We start from the raw sequence: 17713 nt of genomic DNA on the forward strand, positions 1-17713 counted from the left end.
AGCGCGAGGACCACGACGAGGCCGGTCTGGGCGAGGCTCAGCAGCATCAGCAGCAGCGAGTCGAGGCGCCCCGCCAGGGACGCCTCGCCGGTCAGCCGCAGCCACATGTCGCGCAGCAGCCGGTAGGCGGTCGGGACGACGACGCCGGCGAACATGGTGAGCGTGAAGGCGTAGCCGGTCACCATCAGCCAGGCGTACCAGCGCGCGACCCGCCGGTCGACGGGGTGGTGCGCCGACAGGTCGGCCGGCGGGCGTCCGGTGACCCGCCGTACGGCGTTGCGCAGCACGTCGCCCGCGGCGGCGTGCAGGTTGACGCAGCCCAGCGCGGTGCAGAGCAGCACGTAGAGGTCGGTGCGCAGGTAGAAGAAGCCCTGCCAGGCGAGCCGCAGCACGGTGGCGTAGGCGACCGCGAGGCAGAGCCGGGCGGCGCCCGCGTCGATCCCGCGCAGGAGGTCGGCGGCCAGGGTGAGGACGGCGATCGCCAGGACGTCGGCCAGCATGCCGGCCAGGATGGGCAGGTAGCGCTTCCGGCGCGGCACGCTGACCAGTCCGTCGAGCGAGGTCTCCAGCACCAGGTAGACCAGCCGGTGGCCGACCGAGAGCCGCGAGCGCAGGCCGAGCCGTCGGCCGGCCAGCGCGTGGAAGGCCTCGTGCAGGGCGAGCAGCGGCGCCTGGCCGAAGAACAGCAGCAGCACGACCAGGGTGTAGGAGGGGCTGAAGAACAGGTTGTCCATGCTCGGGACCAGGGCGGGGACCCGGATCATCTCGGCCGCGGCGAGCGCGGTGAGCAGCGCGTAGCCGATCAGCGCGGGCCGGCTGAAGACCGCCCGCCCCAGGCGCTGCCAGCGCACCGGCGCGGTCCCGGGGGCCGCCGCCGCGGCCGGCTCGCCGGCGGGGCGGAGCAGATCGAGGTCGGCGAGGACCTCGACCAGGTCGGCGATGTCGACGCTCTCGCCGTGCGCCCGCCGGTAGCGCTCGGCGGCCTCGCGGGGCGTGGCGCCGTCGTCGAGCAGCCGGACCAGTTCGGCGCCGTCGGCCGGGAAGACGGCGTAGGTGTCGGTCTCGGGGCTGCCGATGGTGACCTCGTCGCCCTCCTCCAGGTAGACGAGCCGGCGCAGGGGCAGCGGGCGGTCCAGGTCGAGGCCCGGGGCGTTGGAGCTGCTGTCCACGGAGGAGTGCACGGACCCTCCTGTAGGAGGTGGGCGGAGGACGGACGGGGCGGGGCGGGGGGACGGAGCGGTGCCGGCCGTGACGCACCCGGCCGGCACCGCGTTTCCCCGTACCCGGGGTGCGGATCAGAGCTGCTGGGTCACGATGCAGTCCCACGGCAGGTACAGCGCGCGAGCCGTGCTGGTCAGACGGACCGGGCCGGTCTTGCGGACGACGATCTTCTTCATGACGGACATCTCCTTCCATGACGGGCGATCAACAGGTCGGCCTATGAGCTGAGATGAATGGGCTTTTGACACCCAGTCACCTCAGCTCGGCCAGGCACCAAGGGTGGTGAACCTGAGCGGCCCGCGTCAAGGGATGCGCAGCGTGTCTCACGGGGTTACGCCCCGGCAATGAATAAACTGAAATGAATGGCACGGGGACGCGACGACCCCGGCCGCAGGACTGCGGGCCGGGGTCGCGGGGCGGGTCCGGTCAGAGACCGCGGGCCAGCCGGTCGGTGAGCAGCCGGGTGAAGCGGGCCGGATCCGGCAGGTCACCGCCCTCGGCGAGCAGCGCGCCGCCGTGCACCAGCTCGGCGACCTCCGCCAGGGAGGGGTCCTCGGGGTTGGCCTCGTGCGCCGCGCGCAGGGCGGTGATCAGCGGGTGCCCGGGGTTCAGTTCCAGGATCCGCTTGACCGGGGGCAGTTCCTGCCCCATGGCGCGGTACATCTTCTCCAGGGTCGGCGTCATGTCCTGGGCGTCGCCGACGACGCACGCCGCCGAGGTGGTCAGCCGCGAGGAGAGCCGGACCTCCTTCACCTGCCCGGACAGCGCCGTCGTCAGCCACGGCAGCAGCGCGGAGAACTCCTGCTCCCGCCTGGCCTTCTCGGCCTCCGCCGCCTCGTCGCCCTCGGCCGGCCGGTCCAGGTCGACCTGGCCCTTGGCGATGGACTGGAGCCGGTGGCCGTCGAAGTCGGGCACCCGCTCGACCCAGACCTCGTCCACCGGGTCGGTGAGGATCAGCACCTCGTACCCCTGGGCGGCGAACGCCTCCATGTGCGGGGAGTTCTCCACCGTGGCGCGGTCCTCGCCGGTCAGGTAGTAGATCGCCTCCTGGCCGTCCTTCATCCGCCCGACGTACTCGCGCAGGGTGGTGGGCCGCTCCGGGTCGTGGGTGGAGGCGGCCGACACCAGCTCCAGCAGGGCGGCGGTGCTGTCGGCGTCCTCCAGCAGGCCCTCCTTGAGCACCCGGCCGAACTGCCCCCACAGCTTCAGGTAGCGCTCGGTGTCCTTGGTCTGGACGTCCTTCAGCGCGCCGAGCACCTTCTTCACCAGCCGCCGGCGCACGGCGCGGATCTGGCGGTCCTGCTGGAGGATCTCCCGGGAGATGTTCAGCGACAGGTCGTGGGCGTCCACGACGCCCTTGACGAAGCGCAGGTAGTCCGGCATCAGCGCTTCGCAGTCGTCCATGATGAACACCCGCTTGACGTACAGCTGCACGCCGCGCTTGGCGTCCCGGGAGAACAGGTCGAACGGGGCCTGCGCGGGGATGAACAGCAGCGCCTCGTACTCGAAGGTGCCCTCGGCGCGCATGTGGATGGTCTCGGCCGGGGCGAGCCAGTCGTGGCTGATCTGCTGGTAGAACTCGGTGTACTCGGCCTCGGTCACCTCGGCGCGCGGCCGGGCCCAGAGCGCCTTCATCGAGTTGAGGGTGTCGACCTGCCGGGTGGTGGCGCCCTCCTCGTCGGCGCGCTCGCCCGCCATCCGGATCGGCCAGCGGATGAAGTCCGAGTACTGCTTGACGATCTGGCGGATCTTCCACTCCGCCAGGTAGTCGGCCAGCCCGTCCTCGCCGTCGACGGGCTTGAGGTGCAGGGTGACCGAGGTGCCGACGGGCAGGCCGTCGACGGCCTGGATCTCGTAGGTGCCCTCGCCGTCGGACTCCCACCGGGTTCCGGCCTCGGTGCCGGCCCGGCGGGTCAGCAGGGTGACCCGGTCGGCCACCATGAACGCCGAGTAGAAACCGACGCCGAACTGCCCGATCAGGCTCTGCGCCGCGGCGGCGTCCCCGGTCTCCTTGATCTTCTCCAGCAGGCCGGCCGTGCCGGACTTGGCGATGGTGCCGATCAGCTCCACGATGTCCTCGCGGCTCATGCCGATCCCGTTGTCGCGGACGGTCAGCGTCCGGGCGTCCGGGTCGACCTCCAGGGCGATGTGGAGGTCGGAGGTGTCGGCGTCGAGGCCGGAGTCGATCAGTGATTCCAGCCGCAGCTTGTCCAGTGCGTCGGAGGCGTTCGAGATCAGCTCGCGCAGGAAGATGTCCTTGTTCGAGTAGATCGAGTGAATCACCAACCGGAGCAACTGACGCGTCTCGGCCTGGAATTCCAGCGTCTCGACAGTGCTACCCACTCGGGGTCTCCTCTCGGGGGCGGTGCCTGGGCAACGGTGGTGGCGGGCGCCGGTCGGCCCCCCGCCGCACCGGCATGATAGGCGGCCGCGCCCACCCCCGGGGCGTTACATCTTGACATCAGATGTAACAATGTCACACAGGCCCCTGAAGCGCGGCACCCGGCACGGAGAGCACGGAGCACCACATGCACCCCTTCCTCGACCACCCGGGGCCGCTCGCCTTCGCGCACCGGGGCGGCGACCTCGGCCGCCCCGAGAACTCGCTCGCCGCCTTCGAGGCCGCCGTCGCCCTCGGCTACCGCTACCTGGAGACCGACGTGCACGCCACCGCCGACGGCGTGCTGGTCGCGTTCCACGACCACCGCCTCGACCGGGTCACCGACCGCACCGGCACGGTGGCCGGCCTGCCCTGGCACACCGTCCGGCAGGCCCGGATCGGCGGCACCGAGCCGGTCCCGCTGCTGGAGGACCTGCTCGGCGCGTTCCCCGAGGCCCGGTTCAACATCGACGTCAAGGCCGCGCCGGCCGTCGCCCCGCTGATCGAGGCGATCCGCCGGACCGGGGCCTGGGACCGGGTCTGCGTCGGCGGCTTCTCCGACGGCCGGATCGCCGGCCCGCGCCGCCGCCGGACCCCGGCTGGCCACCTCGCTCGGGCCGCGCGAGGTCGCCCGGCTGCGGCTGCGCTCGCTGGCCGGACCACTGGCCCGGCGCGGCGCGGCGCCGTGGGCCGGACTCTGCGCGCAGGTGCCCGAGCGGCACCGGGGCGTCCCGGTGGTCGACCGGGCCTTCGTCCGCGCCGCGCACCGCCTCGGCCTGCAGGTCCACGTCTGGACCGTGGACGACGCCGCACGCATCCGCTCCCTGCTCGACCTCGGGGTGGATGGCATCATGGCCGATCGCATCGACGTCCTGCGCGACGTCCTCCGCGAGCGCGGCCGCTGGTCCCCCGGCGGCGAGGCCTCCAGCACGGGGATGGGAACAGCATGAGCACCACCACCCGGCGGTCCGGGCAGCCGGCGACCGCCACCGACGACGACGGCCACGCGCTGCGCCGGGCACGGTTCGGCTGGTACGTCAACGACTGGGCCAACGCGGCCTTCTCCGCCACCGTCCTGACGGTGTTCCTCGGGCCGTACCTGACCTCGGTCGCCAAGGAGGCCGCCGACGCCGACGGCGACGTGCACCCCTTCGGCCTGTCGATCCGCGCGGGCTCCTACTTCCCGTACACGGTCTCCTTCTCGGTGCTGCTCTCGGTCGGCGCGATGCTGCTGGCCGGGACGGTCGCGGACCGCACCGGGCGGCACAAGGAGCTGATGTGCGGCTTCGCGTACCTCGGCGCGACCGCCACCATGGGCATGTTCTTCCTCGGCGGCGACCGCTACCTGCTCGGCGGCGCCCTGCTGGTCGTCGCCAACCTCGCGTACGCGGTGTCGGTCGCGCTCTCCTACGCCTACCTGCCGGGCCTGGCCTCGCCCGACGAGCGCGACGCGGTGTCCTCCAAGGGCTGGGCGTACGGGTACGCGGGCGGCGGGCTGCTGCTGATCGCCAACCTGGTGCTGTTCCAGGGCCACGACGCGTTCGGCCTCTCCTCCGGCACCGCCGTGCGGATCTGCCTGGCCTCGGCGGGCCTGTGGTGGGCGCTGTTCACCGTCGTGCCGATGCTCCGGCTGCCGTCCCGGGCCGGTGCGCTCCCCGGGCGGACCCCCGGGGCGGCCACGCGCGAGCCGGCCACCGGCAGCCTGCGGGAACTCGGCCGCACCCTGCGCGGCATGCGGCGCCATCCGCTCACCCTGCTCTACCTGGTCGCCTTCCTCTGCTACAACGACGGCATCCAGACCGTCGTCTCGCAGGCCTCGCTGTTCGGCAGCGAGGAGCTGGGCCTGGACCAGACCGCGCTGGTCACCGCCGTGCTGCTGGTGCAGGTGGTGGCGATCGGCGGCGCGCTGCTGCTCGGCCGGATCGCCCGGCGGCACGGCGCCAAGCGGACCATCCTGGGCTCGCTGGCCGGCTGGGTGGTCATCCTCGCGCTCGGCTACTTCATGCCGGCCCACCAGCCGGTCTGGTTCTACGCCCTGGCCTGCATGATCGGGCTGGTGCTCGGCGGCAGCCAGGCGCTGTCCCGCTCGCTGTTCTCGCACCTGATCCCGGCCGGCAAGGAGGCCGAGTACTTCAGCGTGTACAAGGTCAGCGACCGCGGCACCAGCTGGATGGGGCCGCTGGTCTTCGGCCTCGCCTACCAGGTCACCGGCAGCTACCGCTCGGCGATCGTCTCGCTGCTGGTGTTCTTCGTCATCGGCTTCGCGGTGCTGCTGAAGGTCCCGGTGCGGCGGGCGATCGAGGCGGTCGGCAACCCGGTGCCCGAGCGCCTCTGACAGCGCGCCGGGCCTACGCCTCCGGGGCGGGCTTCCAGCCGAGGAGCGGGGCGAGGCTGGTGGCGATGTCAGTGAGGATCTGCACGTAGTCCTCGTGGCCGAAGGTGAACGGCAGCGCGAACACCGCCTCGTCCACCTCCCGGAAGGCGGCGTGGGCGTACAGCCGCTCGGCGATCTCGGCGGAGGTGCCGACCAGGTCGCGGGCGAACATCACCCGCGCGGGGCCCTGCGGGGCGGTGGTGCGGGGCGTGCGGGCGCGGGCGTACTCGTGGTAGCGCGCCCGCTGGTCGGCGGTGGCGCCGTCGGTGGGGATCACCACCAGCCCCTGCGAGACCCGGGCCCGGGCGCCCAGCGGGTGGTGCGCGCGGAAGGCGGCGATCTGCGAGCGCTGGATCTCGGCGAAGTCCTCCGACTCCTCCGCGCGCACCACGTTGCTGGTGAGCAGGCCGAGCCCCTGCTCACCGGCCCAGCGGGCGGAGCGCAGGCTCCCCCCGCCGTACCAGAGGCGGTCCGCCAGGCCGGGCGAGACCGGCTGGACCTGGTCCGAGTACACCTCGATGCCCTCGACCCCGCTGAAGTCGGTGGCCGGCTCGCCGCGCAGGAAGCCCAGCAGCCGGCTCACCCGCCGGTAGCCGAAGTCCTCGGCCTCCGCGGTGTCCGGGTAGAGCGCGCCGGAGACCTGCTCCCAGTGGCCGGGGCGCCCGACGCTCACGCCCGGGTTGAGCCGGCCGCCGGAGAGCAGGTCGACGGTGGCGAGGTCCTCGGCCAGCCGCAGCGGGTTCTCCCAGCCGACCGGGATGACCGCCGTGCCGAGCCGGATCCGGCTGGTGCGCTGGGTGGCCGCCGCCAGCACGGCGACCGGGGAGGAGATGCCGTACTGCAGGTGGCGGTGGCGCACCCAGGCGCTGTCGAATCCCAGTCGCTCACCGAGCTCGACCAGCCGCAGCGTCGATTCGTGGCCCCGGGCCGGGTCGGCCGGGTCGAACAGCCCGATGGTCAGGAATCCCAGCTTGCGCAGGGGCCGTTCGTGGGTCGGCACCGTGTCCTTCTTTCCTCGGCTCTGCCCGCCCGGCGGGTGATCGGCCGGGCGTGCCGTCCACCGTCACACAGCGGCCGGGGCCGCTCAAGGGCCGCCGGGGAATCGCCACGCGGCGCAATGCGCGCGTCATGTTCCCGCAGCGGTTCCGGCGGCCCCGGTGAGCGGGCCGGCCCCGAGGACGGCCCCGGGGCGGCCGGGCCGGGCCGGGGATCAGCCCCGGGAGAGCAGCTCCAGGGTGTCGATCACCCGGTTGGAGAAGCCCCACTCGTTGTCGTACCAGGCGACCACCTTGACGTGCTTGCCGTCGACCCGGGTGAGGGCCGCGTCGAAGATCGACGAGGCGGGCTCGCCGGTGATGTCGCCGGAGACCAGCGGCTCGTCGGCGTAGTCGAGGATGCCCTTGAGCGGGCCGTCGGCGGCGGCGCGGTAGGCGGCGAGCACCTCCTCGCGGGTGACCTCGCGGGAGACCGTGGTGTTCAGCTCGACGATCGAGCCGACCGGGACCGGCACCCGGATGGAGTCGCCGGAGAGCTTGCCCTCCAGGTTCGGCAGGACCAGGCCGATCGCCTTGGCGGCGCCGGTGGTGGTCGGCACGATGTTGACGCCGGCGGCGCGGGCGCGGCGCAGGTCGCGGTGCGGGCCGTCCTGGAGGTTCTGCTCCTGGGTGTAGGCGTGCACGGTGGTCATGAAGCCGTGCTCGATGCCGGCCAGCTCGTCCAGCACGGAGGCGAGCGGGGCCAGGGCGTTGGTGGTGCAGGAGGCGTTGGAGACGATCACGTGCTCGGCCGGGTCGTAGGCGTCGGTGTTCACGCCGTAGGCCAGGGTGACGTCGGCGCCGTCGGACGGGGCGCTCACCAGGACCTTGCGCGCCCCGGCCTTGAGGTGGGCGCGGGCGGCCTCGGCGGAGGTGAAGCGGCCGGTGGCCTCCAGCACGATGTCCACGTCGAGCTCGGCCCACGGCAGGTTGGCGGGGTCGCGCTCGGCGAGCACCTTGATCCGGCGGCCGTCGACGACCAGCACGTCACCCTCGACCCGCACCGGGTGGCGGAAGCGGCCGAGCGAGCTGTCGAAGCGGAGCAGGTGGGCGAGCGAGTCGACGGAGCTGAGGTCGTTGATCGCGACCACCTCCAGCTCGCTGCCGCGCTCCACCAGGGCGCGCAGGCTGTTGCGGCCGATGCGGCCGAAGCCGTTGATGGCGATGCGGGTCATGAGGGCTCCCTGGGGTCGGGCCCGGCGGTCCGGGGTCTCCGGACGTTCCGGGTGGTCCGGGCGGTCCGTTCGTTTGATGACTGTTCAATCATCGGAGAATCCGAACGGCCCGGACAGGGGCCGGATCGACATGGTGCGCAAGGATCCCGCCAGACTCCTCGCCATCGACCGCAAGGATCCCGCCACCCCGGAACGGCGGCCGCCGTCAGTCCTCGGCGCGGGCCGCGAAGGTGTGGCGGTACTCGGTCGGCGAGGTGCCGAGCACGCGGTGGAAGTGCAGCCGCAGGTTCGCCCCGGTGCCGAGCCCGACCCGGTCGGCGATCTGCTCCACCCCCAGGTCGCCGCGCTCCAGCAGCTCGCGCGCCAGGTCGACCCGGGCCCGCAGCACCCACTGCATCGGGGTGTAGCCGGTGTCCTCCACGAACCGGCGCGAGAAGGTGCGCGCCGAGACCCGGGCGTGCCGGGCCAGCCCGTCCAGCGTCAACGGCTCGGCGAGGTGTGCCAGGGCCCACTCCCGGGTGTCGGCGAACAGGTCGCCCAGCGGCTCGGGCACGCTGCGCGGCACGTACTGGGCCTGGCCGCCGCTGCGGTACGGCGCGGCCACCAGCCGCCGCGCGACGTGGTTGGACAGGCCCACCCCGTGATCGCGCCGCACCAGGTGCAGGCAGAGGTCGATGCCGGAGGCGGCGCCGGCCGAGGTCAGCACGGCGCCCTCGTCGACGAACAGCACGTTCTCGTCGACCCGGATCCCCGGGTGGCGCTCGGCCAGCGCCTTGGCGTAGTGCCAGTGGGTGGTCGCCCGCTTGCCGTCGAGCAGCCCGGTGGCCGCCAGCGCGAACGCCCCGGTGGAGATCGCGGCCAGCCGGGCGCCCCGCCGGTGCGCGGCCACCAGCGCCTCGACCACGGCGGCCGGGGGCTCGGTGGTGGCCGGGTCGCGGTAGCCGGGCACGAAGACGGTGTCCGCGTGCTCGACCGCCTCCAGGCCCTCGGCCACGTGGTAGGAGAGGCCGTCACCGCCGGCCACCAGGCCCGGCGCCGGGCCGCAGACCCGCACCGTGTAGGGCATGCTCGGCCGGCTGGAGAACACCTGGGCGGGGATGCCCACGTCCAGCGGCTTCGCCCCCTCCAGGACCAGGACGGCCACGTGGTGCTTCCTGCGGCCCATCGGACCTCCCTCACTCCCCCGCGGTGCCGACGGGCGCCGCGGCACGCCCCGGCCGGTCCGACACCGGCCGCAAGCATCCTGCCATCGGCGCCCGGGGGATCCCGGCGTCGGCCCTACGCTCCCGCGGTGGCGGGGCGGGCCGGGCGCGGGGCGAGGCCGGCGAGCGCCTCGCTCTTCACCAGCCAGGCCACGCCGAAGGCCAGCACGGAGACCGCCTCACCCAGGTAGGGCAGGGTCAGCGGCCAGTCCCGGGCCAGGTGGAGCACCCCGGCGGCGGCGACCGTCGCCACCCCGGCCACGATCACCCAGCCGCAGACCAGGTACACCCGGTCGCGTGCCGGGCGCCGCCCACCGGCGGCCGGCGGGTCCGCGAACAGCCGCAGACAGAAGTAGGCGAGAACCCCGAACAGGCCCGCCGCGCAGGCGAGATGGACCATGCCGACGGCTGTCTGCACGCCGCTGGGGTGCGCGGTGACGGAGTCCGGCGGCTCGGTGGGGAAGAGCGCCACCCCGATCGCCAGCACCCCGGCCACCGAACTCAGCCGGTCCTCCCGGCGGTTGTGGCGGTAGCAGATGAGGAAGACGCCGATGGCGCACAGGCCGCCGACGAAGACGTTGCGCATGGGGGTGTAGTAGGACGCGCTCATCGAGTCGAGCAGCGCGATCCGGGCGGAGGTGAGGCTGTTGCCGACGGGCAGCGCGATCGGCAGCAGGGAGCCGAGCACACCGACCCCGAGCCGCAGCCGGCGCACCGTGCGCACGTCCTGGGCCTGGGGGTCGACGGGGGGACGGAGATCGACGGGGGTTCGAGCGGACATGACGAGGCCTCCTTCGACGAACTGAGGCTGTCGCGCCGCGGCCGGGGACGGCGGCGGTCGGTCGCGGCAGGGTGATACCCGCGCCGCGCCGCCCGGGAACCCCTCCCCGCCTGCTCTTTTGACGGACCGTCACCGAATCGTGACGCGGCGCCCGGTCAGTCGACCGGCCGGAGCAGCTCCTCGACGCGCTGGGCCCGGCGCAGCGGCACGAACCGCACCCCGCCGCCGGCGTCCACCGTGAACCCGTGCACGGCCGGCTCGGGCAGGCTGTTGTACTGGAAGTGGGTCGTGGCGTAGTAGGCGCCGGTGTCGAGCAGCGCGACCAGGTCGCCCGGCTCCAGCGGCGGCAGCGGACGGGCCCTGGCGAGCAGGTCGCCGGCGAAGCAGCAGGGCCCGGCGACGTCCTGCGGCAGCGGCGCGCCATCCTTGGCCTCGCCCGAGGGGTGGTGGGCGGTGATCCGCAGCGGCCAGGCGTCCGGCATGAACACCGTGCGGGTGGCGACCTGGGCGCCGGCGTGGGTGACGGCGATCCGCCGGCCCCCGGAGTCCTTGGTGTACTCGACGTAGGCGGCGGTGAAGCCGTTCTTGGCGAGCAGCGAGCGGCCGAACTCGGTGGCCAGCCGGTACCGGCCGTCGAACAGTCCGGGGGCGTGCGCCCGCAGCCGCTCGACGTAGTCGGCGAAGGTCGGGGTGGTGGTGTCGTCGGCGAAGTTGACGGGCAGGCCGCCGCCGAGGTCGACGCCCATCACCTGGCGGCGGCCGAGCTCGGCGTCGACCCGCTCGGCGAAGGAGACGGCCCGGGCGACGCCCTCGGCCATCAGGTCCAGCGGGCAGCCCTGCGAGCCGACGTGCACATGGATCCAGGTCAGCCAGGGGCGGGCGCGGAACGCCTCCACCAGCCGCTCCGCGTTGCCCGGGTCCGCGAGGGTGATGCCGAACTTGGAGGTCGCGGTGGCGGTGCTCATCGCCCCGATCACCCCGGCGCCGACCTGGGGGTTGACCCGCACGCCGATCCGGGAGGCGGAGGCGCCCGCCCGGAGCAGCTCGTCGACCCGGTCCAGCTCCTGCCAGTTGTCGATGTTGACGGCGGCGCCGAGCTCCAGGGCCCGGACCAGCTCCCGGCGGGTCTTGGCGGGCGAGTCGAAGACGATCCGCCCGGGGTCGAAGCCGGCCGCGAGGGCCTGGGCGAACTCGCCGGGGCCGGCCACCTCGCAGCCCATGCCCAGCTCGTTCAGCCGGGCCAGCAGCGGGACCAGGCAGTTCGCCTTCGCCGCGAAGGTGTGCAGGACCTCGGCCCCGGGCGGAAAGGCGCGGTGCAGCGCGGCGACGCTCGCGGCCACGCCGTCGAGGTCGACGAAGGCGGCGAGCAGCGCCTCCTCCGGGTCGAGCAGCCGGCGGCGCACGGCCTCCCGCAGGACGAGCTCACGGCGGGCGGCGGGCTGAAGAGGGGTCATGGTGTCGCACTCCACGGGCTCGTCGGACGGTCGGACGCCCGGAGCGGGGGGCGGTGTCGCGCCGGGCGTGCCACCAGGCTGCCGGGCCGGCGGTGTGCGTGTCTTCGTCCCACGGAGCGGTTTTCCGCGGACGCCCCCGCGTCACCCGACCGGACGGCGGCGCCGGGACGGCCCGGTCACCGCGCTGCCGACCGTGCGCGACGCCGGGTCGCGGGCCGGTGCCGGAGGCGCCCGGGGCCGTTCAGTCGCGGGTCCCGCAGGCGCCGTTCTCGTAGGCCTCGATGGTGCGGACGAACAGCGCCCGTTCCTCAGGGGCGAGCGGCTCGAAGGCGCCGCGCCAGGCGGCCGCGCCGTTGGCCAGCCAGCGTTCGATGGCGGCCCTGGTCTCGGGCTCCTCGGTGATGGTGACGATGGTGCGACGGCGGTCCGCCGGATCGGCCTTGCGCTCCACCACGCCCTGCCGGCTGAGGTCGCTGACCATCAGGCTCACGGTGGTGGGTGCCACTTCCAGGCGCGCGGCCAGCCGGTTCACCGGCATGGGCCCGTCGAACAGCAGGTAGGAGAGCATCGACAGGTGCCGGGGCGCCAGGTTCGCCGAGCGCAGCCGCTCGGGCACCGGCGTGCGCTTGAGCCGCGCCGCCACCCTGGGCATGAAGAGCAGCATCGCCCGGATCGCCTCGTCCGTGCTCAGGCCGTGCCCGGGCACGGTGTCGGACGCGCGTTCCGCTGACATCCCGCCGCCCCTCCTCATGGCTCGGCCTTCACGGCGAGGTCTCCTGTTCGCCCCTCAGATTACCGGAAGCGGAGGTGCCGGCGCCGACCGCGAGCGGGCCGGCCGCCGTCGCCCGGGAAAGCGGTTCCGCCGAGCCGGGATTTCCCGCCCCATTCCGCTGTACTGTGGCGGTCGACGCTGCTGATTTCACGGGGGAGGAAAAATGAGCAGTGCGCGGAGGGCCGCGGAGGGAAATTCCCGTGCGGACCGCGCGGCGGCCGTCGAAAGGGATAATCCACCGGCCCGGCGCGATTTCCGTCGGTACTGGCTCGGTCAGACCGTGAGTGTCATGGGACACCAGGTGGCGATCTTTCTCTTTCCGACCACCGCCATCGTCCTGTTCCACGCCTCCGATCTGGGCGTCGGCCTGCTGAACGCGGCGGGCACCGCGCCCTATCCGGTGCTGGCGCTCTTCGCCGGCGTCGTGATGGACCGCCGGCGGCGCAGGCCGGCCATGATGTGGTCGACCGTGGGCACGATGCTGGCGCTCGCCGCGATCCCCCTGGCCGCCGCCGCCGGGGTGCTCGGCATGGCGGAACTGTGCGTGGCGGCGCTCGCCGCCGGTTCGTTCGGCGTCCTGTACGACGTCGCCAACCAGTCCCACCTGCCGACCCTGCTGCCCAGGGACATGCTGGCGCGGGCCAACGCCCGGCTGGAGGTGTCCACCTCGCTCGCCATGCTCGGCGCGCCGGCCCTGGGCGGTCTGCTCTGCCAGTTCCTCTCCGGTACGACGGCGCTGGCGGTGGTCGCCGCCGTCTTCGTCATACCGGTCCTGACGCTCATGGGCCTTCGCGCCAAGGAGCCCCCGCCGCCGCCACGGCAGCCGGGGGCTTCGATGTTCGGCGAGATGAAGGAGGGCGTCACGGCCCTGTGGCGGCATCCGCTGCTGCGCCCGGCGACGGTGGCCGCCGTGCTGCGGAACCTGGGCAACGCGGCCGCCTCCACGCTGTCGTTGCTCTTCGCCTACCGGGCCCTCGGGCTTCCGCCCGGAACGGTCGGCGTGCTCTTCACCCTGGTGGGCCTCGGCGGGGTCGGCGGCGCGTGGATGGCGGACCGGCTGCTGGCCCGCTTCGGCCTCGGGAGGACCCTGATCGCCACCTGCGCCTCCGGAGCCGTGTGGGCCGCGGCCCCGCTGGCCCTGTGGCTGCCGACCCTGCCGACCCTGGTGGTGGTCGGCGCGTCGGCCGCGGCCTGGGTGCCGGTCTGGAACGCGACGATCACCACCTTGCGGCAGTCGGTCACCAGGCCGCACCTGCTGGGCCGGGTGCACGCGACGTCACGGACCATCAACTTCTGCGCGATGCCGCTCGGGGCCGTGCTGGGCGGGGTGGCCGCCGATGTCCTGGGCGGCGCCATGGGGCCGAGGGCCGGCACCGGCTGGGCGCTCGTGCTGACCGCGCTGGCGTCAGTGGCCGCGACGGTCGTGCTGCTCCGCTCCGAACTGCGGACGGTGCGGGAGATCCCCGGCGCCCCGGGCGAGCAGGCGGCGGCGTGAACGGCCGGAGGGGCGCCCCGCAGGTGCGGGACGCCCCTCCGGCGCCGCTCGGCTCAGCTCTTCCTGACCGTGATCACGTGGGTGACGGCCGTCCCGACCGCGAGCAGCAGCACGGCGGCGGCGACCAGCACGCCCGTGGAGCCCAGGACGTCCGCCGAGTCCGTCGCGTGCTGGAGGTCGGTCAGCATGATGTTGACCGGCGACACGCCCTTGGCGAGCAGGGCGGCCAGCAGCAGCACCAGGGCGGCGACCAGCGCGTAGCCCTGCCGCCGGAACACCAGCCGTGAGCAGACCAGCCCGATGGCCATGCCGGTGAAGGCGCTGATCAGCTGGGCCTCCGTGCCGAGGGCCAGATCGACGGGGCGGACGGTGTGGGACCCGAACACCATCGGCAGCGCCAGACCGGCCGCCGTCAGCAGCAGGCACCAGGCGGCGGCGGCCGCGACCGAGCCGAGCAGGACCCGCCGGTGGCCGCCCGCGGTGACGACCACGATCGCGCGGTGCGCCGGGTCCTCCAGGCCGATCAGCGCGATGGTGAGCCAGGCGGAGCACAACAGCATGACCCCGGCCACGGCGGAGTAGGTGGCGGCGAGCGGGCCGGTGTCGCTGCTGGTCAGCACGGCGGTGAGGCCGGTGAACAGGAGCAGCGGCGCCAGGTAGCGCTGGGAGAGCAGCAGCACCGTGAACATGTAGCGGACCAGGGAAATCACGGGGCGACACTCCTGGCGTCGGTAGGGGAGCCTCGGTCGTGCGAGGCCCTGGCCACGGCGTCCACCGACCAGCGGTTCCGCAGTGCCGTCATCAGGACGGTGTCCGAGTGCTCGCGGGTCACCCGCAGGACGATGCCCTGGCCCCGGCGGGCGGCGTCCACCACGCCCGGGAGCGCGTACCAGTCCAGCTGGGCCGGGACGGCGCCGGCGGCCGGCGCGGTCAGGGTCAGCTCCACCATCGGGGCGGGGCCCTCGGTGTGACCGCCGCCGCGCCGGACCACCCGGCCGTCGGTGATGGCGTAGGCGCTGGTGGCGTGCGTCCCGGTGATCGCCTCGCGGTGATCGGTGAAGACCACCGCGCCGCCCTGCCCGGCCACCTCGTCGATGAAGTCGCCCAGCACGCCGTGGGCCGACGCGTCCAGGCCCGACCAGGGTTCGTCGAGAACCAGCAGGCCGGGCCGGACGAGCAGGGCCTGGGCCAGCGCGACCTTCTGCGCGTTGCCCTTGGAGAGGGTGCGCAGCGACGCGGTCGGGCCGCCGACGAGGGCCAGCCGTTCCAGCAGTTCGCCTCCGCGGGAGCGGGCGGCGGCGGTGGACATGCCCCGGATGCGGCCCATGTGGGTCAGGTACGACACCGCGGAGATGCGCTCGTGCGCCGTGAAACGGTCCGGTACGTAGCCGACGGTCGGCGGTCTGCCCGAGACCGTGCCGGACGTGGGCTGCGACAGCCCGGCCAGGATCTTCAGCAGGGTCGACTTCCCGGAACCGTTGGTCCCGACCACCGCGACGACGTCGCCGGCGGAGACCGTCATGTCCACATCGCTGAGGATCCACTGTCCCGCGCTGTAGCGCTTGCATACAGCTTCACAGTGTAACAACTTGGCTCCCGACTGTGATGTTCGCGCTCATGCTACTACAGTCAGGCATCGGGTCGGCGGCCCTGTCAATATCACGCACACCGAGGCCGGCGAAAAGGGCCGCGACTCCGTTTCCCCTCCTTTCCGCACAGGAATACGACACCGCATTCCGGAGCACACCGGCGGCGGTGGAAAACCCGTCGGATTTCCGGCTCCGGCCTTATCCGTCCACCGCCGCCACGGCCTCGTACAGCGCGCGGATGTTGCCGCTGCCGAAGGTGGTGGCCCCGGCGCGTTCGATGACCTCGAAGAAGAGCGTCCGCTGCGGGTGCGTCGAGCGGGTGAAGATCTGGAACAGCTGTCCGGCGTGGTCCTCGTCGGCCAGGATGCGCAGACCGCCGAGTTGCTCGGACGAGTGGCGCGACAGCGTCAGCCGCTCGGGGAGCCTGCCGTAGTACGCGTCGGGGGTGTCGAGGAACTCGACGCCGGCCGAGCGCATCGTGGTGACGGTGTGCACGATGTCGTCGGTGGCGAAGGCGATGTGCTGGACCCCGGCGCCGCCGTGGTTCTTGAGGAAGCCGTCGATCTGGCCCGGGTCGCGGGTGGTGTCCGGCTCGATGACGGTCAGCGTGACCAGGCCCGAACGGCTCTGCACCACCTTGGAGTTCATGGCCTGGGCGCCGACGGCGATCCGCTCCTCGAAGATCATCCGGAAGTCCAGGACACGCCGGTAGAACTCCACGGTGGCGTCGAGCGCGCCCGCCTCCACGCAGACGGCGAAGTGGTCCACCTCCCGCAGACCGGCGCCGGGCGCCGCCGCGCCGGCGGCCGGTCCGGCCGCGGGACGCTGGACGAAGGTGTGGGCCACGTCGCCGAATCCGGCCACCGACGCGGTGACGACCCCGCCCTCGACCACCGGTTCGGCGAGCGGACGCGCGCCGCGGCGAACCGCCTCGGCGAAGGCGCCCGCGGCGTCCGCGGTTCCCAGCGCGATGTCCGAGACGCCGTCGCCGTGGCGCCTGGTGTAGGCGGCGTCCGGGTGCTCGTCGTGCAGCGGCCGGCTCAGGACGAGGCGGATGCCGCCCCGGGCGAGGACGGCGGTGCGCTCCACCCCGGGCCGGTCCAGGGAGTCGACGACGGTCAGCCCGTAGCCGCGGACGAGTTCGGCGGTCCGGTCCTCCAGGTCGAGCACGCAGAGCCGGATGTGATCGATGGCCAGGTGATCGAAGTGCCGGTGCCCGGTGGTCACGGTGTGGCGCTCCCGTTCGTGGCGGCGTCCATCGCCGCGATCAGACTGGTGGGACGCATGTCGACCCAGTGCTCGTTCACGTGGTCGACGCAGGACTGCCGGTCGGCCTCGCCGAAGACGGTCTCCCAGCCGGCCGGCACCTCGGCGAACGAGGGCCACAGCGAGTACTGGCCCTCGTCGTTGCGCAGCACGAGGTAGGTGGCGTCGTCGTCCTCGAAAGGGTTGGTCATGAGCGGGTTCCCTCCGTGTCTTGTCCGGATGCGGTGATGTCGGTGATGTCAGTGGTGCCGGTGATGTCCCTGAGCCGGTCCGAGAGCGCCGGGCCGATCACGCCGAGGGCCTGCGGCCGGGTCATCTCCTCGTGCCCGCAGGCGACGTCGTGCCGCCGCAGCGGGCCGTCGACGTGCGGCCGCCAGAGCTCCGCGTCGAGTCGGTCCTGATCCCGGTCGTGGGCGGCGGCGAAGTGCAGCAGTTCCCCGTGGAAGACGCCGGGCGTGAACTCCCGGGCGGCCCGGGCGAGGCCCAGGTACACGGCCGCCAGGTTGTCCCGGATCCGGGCGTCGAGGTGGAGGCCGGCGGTCTCCCGGCGCACGGCCTCGGCGACCTCCTCGGGCGACGGGGCGGCGACCGGGGGCAGGCCGGCGAGCGGATAGCCGTCCAGCACCGCGAGCAGTCCGACCTGTTCACCGGCCGCCTGGAGCAGCACGGCCATCTCGTGGGCGATCAGTCCGCCCGCCGACCAGCCGACCAGGTGGTACGGACCCCGCGGAGCGACCTCGCGGATCCTGGCGACGTACGCCGCCGCCGTGTCGGCCACCGTCGCCGGGAGGTGGTCCGGGCCGCCTTCCAGGCCCGGCGACTGCAGCGCGTACAGCGGGTGCCCGGCGTCCAGGTACCGGGCGAGCCCGGCGAAGGACCAGCCGAGGCCGGCCGCCGGATGGACGCAGAACACCGGTGCGCCCGCGCCGCCCGGCCGCAGCGGCAACAGGACGTCCCGGTCGCCGCCCGG

The 17713-nt window shown here is 73.5% G+C and carries 15 protein-coding genes and 1 pseudogene; 3 read left to right on the plus strand and 13 right to left on the minus strand.

What is annotated here, in order from left to right:
• The coding region (locus ABD308_RS17060; RefSeq protein ID WP_344335190.1) for a hypothetical protein at positions 1–1181 on the minus strand (1181 nt) is incomplete at its 3' end.
• 466 nt (positions 1182–1647) lie between these two features.
• Entirely contained in the window at positions 1648–3564 is a 1917-nt protein-coding gene (gene htpG / locus ABD308_RS17065) for a molecular chaperone HtpG (RefSeq protein WP_344335192.1), read from the minus strand.
• Positions 3565–3749: 185 nt separating this feature from the next.
• On the opposite strand from htpG, the pseudogene ABD308_RS17070 reads away from it, so the two are divergent.
• Together ABD308_RS17070 and ABD308_RS17075 are read left to right on the plus strand one after the other, a co-directional pair.
• Positions 3750–4551: pseudogene (locus ABD308_RS17070) on the plus strand (glycerophosphodiester phosphodiesterase family protein).
• On the plus strand, positions 4548–5936 hold the full coding sequence (locus tag ABD308_RS17075; protein WP_344335195.1) for an MFS transporter: 1389 nt from the start codon (positions 4548–4550) through the stop codon (positions 5934–5936). Before ABD308_RS17070 ends, ABD308_RS17075 begins: the two are co-directional and overlap by 4 nt.
• A 13-nt stretch (positions 5937–5949) precedes the next feature.
• Here ABD308_RS17075 and ABD308_RS17080 read toward each other — a convergent pair whose 3' ends face one another.
• From ABD308_RS17080 to ABD308_RS17105, 6 genes are all read right to left on the minus strand, one after another.
• On the minus strand, positions 5950–6975 hold the full coding sequence (locus ABD308_RS17080; RefSeq protein ID WP_344335198.1) for an LLM class flavin-dependent oxidoreductase: 1026 nt from the start codon (positions 6973–6975) through the stop codon (positions 5950–5952).
• 210 nt (positions 6976–7185) lie between these two features.
• Positions 7186–8184 carry a type I glyceraldehyde-3-phosphate dehydrogenase gene (gap, locus tag ABD308_RS17085; RefSeq protein ID WP_344335200.1) on the minus strand — a complete coding sequence of 333 codons (999 nt, stop codon included), beginning with the start codon at positions 8182–8184 and terminating at the stop codon, positions 7186–7188.
• Between the two features lie 205 nt (positions 8185–8389).
• On the minus strand, positions 8390–9349 hold the full coding sequence (locus ABD308_RS17090; RefSeq protein WP_344335203.1) for a GlxA family transcriptional regulator: 960 nt from the start codon (positions 9347–9349) through the stop codon (positions 8390–8392).
• A gap of 113 nt (positions 9350–9462) precedes the next feature.
• Positions 9463–10167 carry a DUF998 domain-containing protein gene (locus tag ABD308_RS17095; protein ID WP_344335205.1) on the minus strand — a complete coding sequence of 235 codons (705 nt, stop codon included), beginning with the start codon at positions 10165–10167 and terminating at the stop codon, positions 9463–9465.
• A 155-nt stretch (positions 10168–10322) separates the two neighbouring features.
• On the minus strand, positions 10323–11621 hold the full coding sequence (locus tag ABD308_RS17100) for a type III PLP-dependent enzyme domain-containing protein (RefSeq protein ID WP_344335207.1): 1299 nt from the start codon (positions 11619–11621) through the stop codon (positions 10323–10325).
• Between the two features lie 241 nt (positions 11622–11862).
• Positions 11863–12354: a MarR family winged helix-turn-helix transcriptional regulator gene (locus ABD308_RS17105; protein ID WP_344335210.1), complete on the minus strand. Its 492-nt coding sequence runs from the start codon at positions 12352–12354 to the stop codon at positions 11863–11865.
• Between the two features lie 202 nt (positions 12355–12556).
• Between ABD308_RS17105 and ABD308_RS17110 the strand changes: the two genes are divergently transcribed.
• Positions 12557–13888 carry an MFS transporter gene (locus ABD308_RS17110; protein WP_344335212.1) on the plus strand — a complete coding sequence of 444 codons (1332 nt, stop codon included), beginning with the start codon at positions 12557–12559 and terminating at the stop codon, positions 13886–13888.
• A 53-nt stretch (positions 13889–13941) separates the two neighbouring features.
• Here the strand turns inward: ABD308_RS17110 and ABD308_RS17115 are convergent, their stop codons facing one another.
• The 5 genes from ABD308_RS17115 to ABD308_RS17135 all read right to left on the minus strand — a co-directional run.
• Positions 13942–14598, minus strand: coding sequence for a hypothetical protein (locus ABD308_RS17115; protein ID WP_344335213.1), 657 nt, complete (start codon positions 14596–14598; stop codon positions 13942–13944).
• Positions 14595–15416 carry an ATP-binding cassette domain-containing protein gene (locus ABD308_RS17120; protein ID WP_344335215.1) on the minus strand — a complete coding sequence of 274 codons (822 nt, stop codon included), beginning with the start codon at positions 15414–15416 and terminating at the stop codon, positions 14595–14597. Before ABD308_RS17120 ends, ABD308_RS17115 begins: the two co-directional genes overlap by 4 nt.
• A 259-nt stretch (positions 15417–15675) precedes the next feature.
• The gene (hppD, locus tag ABD308_RS17125; RefSeq protein WP_344335218.1) at positions 15676–16704 is read right to left on the minus strand and encodes a 4-hydroxyphenylpyruvate dioxygenase; all 1029 of its coding nucleotides are present in this window, start codon (positions 16702–16704) and stop codon (positions 15676–15678) included.
• The gene (locus ABD308_RS17130) at positions 16701–16934 is read right to left on the minus strand and encodes an MbtH family protein (protein ID WP_344335221.1); all 234 of its coding nucleotides are present in this window, start codon (positions 16932–16934) and stop codon (positions 16701–16703) included. The genes hppD and ABD308_RS17130 overlap by 4 nt, the downstream gene beginning before the upstream one ends.
• A partial coding sequence (locus ABD308_RS17135; RefSeq protein ID WP_344335224.1) for an alpha/beta fold hydrolase occupies positions 16931–17713 on the minus strand: 783 nt, incomplete at its 5' end. The genes ABD308_RS17130 and ABD308_RS17135, both read right to left, overlap by 4 nt.

The sequence above is a fragment of the Kitasatospora putterlickiae genome (genome assembly GCF_039527695.1).
Taxonomy (GTDB): Bacteria; Actinomycetota; Actinomycetes; order Streptomycetales; family Streptomycetaceae; genus Kitasatospora; species Kitasatospora putterlickiae.

Excerpts from the sequence above, each read along its gene's own strand:
- ABD308_RS17110 (WP_344335212.1), top strand. The coding sequence starts at position 12,557 with ATGAGCAGTGCGCGGAGGGCCGCGGAGGGAAATTCCCGTGCGGACCGC.
- ABD308_RS17075 (WP_344335195.1), top strand. The coding sequence starts at position 4,548 with ATGAGCACCACCACCCGGCGGTCCGGGCAGCCGGCGACCGCCACCGAC.
- gap (WP_344335200.1), bottom strand. The coding sequence starts at position 8,184 with ATGACCCGCATCGCCATCAACGGCTTCGGCCGCATCGGCCGCAACAGC.
- ABD308_RS17130 (WP_344335221.1), bottom strand. The coding sequence starts at position 16,934 with ATGACCAACCCTTTCGAGGACGACGACGCCACCTACCTCGTGCTGCGC.
- ABD308_RS17090 (WP_344335203.1), bottom strand. The coding sequence starts at position 9,349 with ATGGGCCGCAGGAAGCACCACGTGGCCGTCCTGGTCCTGGAGGGGGCG.
- ABD308_RS17100 (WP_344335207.1), bottom strand. The coding sequence starts at position 11,621 with ATGACCCCTCTTCAGCCCGCCGCCCGCCGTGAGCTCGTCCTGCGGGAG.
- ABD308_RS17105 (WP_344335210.1), bottom strand. The coding sequence starts at position 12,354 with ATGTCAGCGGAACGCGCGTCCGACACCGTGCCCGGGCACGGCCTGAGC.
- ABD308_RS17095 (WP_344335205.1), bottom strand. The coding sequence starts at position 10,167 with ATGTCCGCTCGAACCCCCGTCGATCTCCGTCCCCCCGTCGACCCCCAG.